Source organism: Parvibaculum sp. (assembly GCF_035511255.1).
Taxonomy (GTDB): domain Bacteria; phylum Pseudomonadota; class Alphaproteobacteria; order Parvibaculales; family Parvibaculaceae; genus Parvibaculum.
In genome coordinates, this window is the sequence record NZ_DATKFR010000447.1 from 1 (window position 1) to 1,626 (window position 1,626).

Genomic DNA, 1,626 nt, shown 5'->3' on the forward strand with positions numbered 1-1,626 from the left:
TTTCAGGCGCCGCGCCGCTGCGCTTTCGGGCGCATTTCAGCCCTTCGAGGAGGCCCCTTTGGCCCAGCACACGCGCAAAGGCGCCCAGTTTCAGGCCGTGACGGCGAACCGCCTGACCGATGGCGTGGTCGTTTACCTGACCGCCGACAATAAATGGTCGGAATCGCTCCAGGACGCCGAAATCGCGGAAGGCAAGGAAGCCGGCGAAGCCCTTCTCGCCCGAGGCCAGCATTTCTTCGAGCCGGGCAATTTCGTCCTCGACGTCTATCTCTTCGAGGTCGAGAAGACCGAGGCGGGCATCCGCGCGTCGAGCGTGCGCGAGACGATCCGTCAGGCCGGCCCGACCATCCGCCGCGATCTCGGCAAACAGGCGGAACTCCAGGGTGTGCACGAGTAAGGCGTACACGGGTAAGCCGCAAGGAACATTGCATGTATCGGTATGATGAATTCGACCACAGCCTGGTGACGGAGCGCGTCGAGCAGTTCCGCGGCCAGGTCGCGCGCCGCCTTTCGGGCGAGCTGTCCGAAGACGAGTTCAAGCCGCTGCGCCTGATGAACGGCGTCTATCTCCAGCTTCACGCCTACATGCTGCGCATCGCCGTGCCCTATGGCACGCTGTCGTCGCGCCAGTTGCGCAAGCTCGCCGACATCGCCCGCAAATACGACAAGGGCTACGGCCATTTCACGACCCGCCAGAACCTGCAACTGAACTGGCCGGCGCTGAAGGACATTCCGGCGCTTCTCGAGGAGCTCGCCACCGTCGAGATGCATTGCATCCAGACGTCGGGCAACTGCATCCGCAACGTGACGTCGGACCATTATGCCGGCGCCGCCGCCGACGAGATCGAGGATCCGCGCGTCATCAGCGAAGTGATCCGGCAGTGGTCGACCTTCCACCCGGAATTTTCCTTCTTGCCGCGCAAGTTCAAGATCGCCGTCTCGGCGACGAAGAACGACCGCGCCGCGATCAAGGTGCACGACATCGGCATCCAGATCCTGAAGAACGCCGCCGGCGAGATCGGCTACGAGGTCTGGGTCGGCGGCGGTCTCGGCCGCACGCCGATCATCGGCAAGAAGATCGGCGATTTCGTCCGCCGCGAAGACCTGCTCGCCTTCCTCGAAGCGACGCTGCGCGTCTACAACATGCAAGGCCGCCGCGACAATCTCTACAAGTCGCGCATCAAGATCCTCGTCCACGAGATCGGCACCGAGGAAATGAAGAAGCTCGTCGAAGAGGAATTCGCCGAGGTGAAGGCCCGCGGCGCGCTCCAGCTTCCCGACGCCGAAGTCGAACGCATCGAGGCCTATTTCGCCGCCCCCGCTTTCGAAACGCTGCCCGACGCGACACCGGACCTCGACGCCGCCATCGCCCGCGACGCAAAGTTCGCCGACTGGGTCCGCACCAACACCGTCGCGCACAAGGTGCCGGGCTACGCAATCGTCAACGTCTCGCTGAAGCCCATCGGCAAGCCGCCGGGGGACGCAACCTCGGATCAGATGGACGTCGTCGCCGAGGTCGCCGACAAATATTCCTTCTCGGAAATCCGCGTCGCGCACGAGCAGAACCTCTGCCTCGCCCATGTCCGCAAGCAGGATCTCTACGAGGTCTGGAAGGCGCTCGACGCC

At 63.9% G+C, this 1,626-nt stretch carries 2 protein-coding genes; both read left to right on the forward strand.

Features of this window, described 5'->3' with window-relative positions:
- Nucleotides 1-397, forward strand: a 397-nt coding sequence (locus VMR03_RS16700) for a DUF2849 domain-containing protein (protein ID WP_325407217.1), incomplete at its 5' end; no start/stop codon positions are given.
- Between the two features lie 32 nt (nucleotides 398-429).
- On the forward strand, nucleotides 430-1,626 hold a 1,197-nt coding region (locus VMR03_RS16705), incomplete at its 3' end, for a nitrite/sulfite reductase (RefSeq protein WP_325407219.1).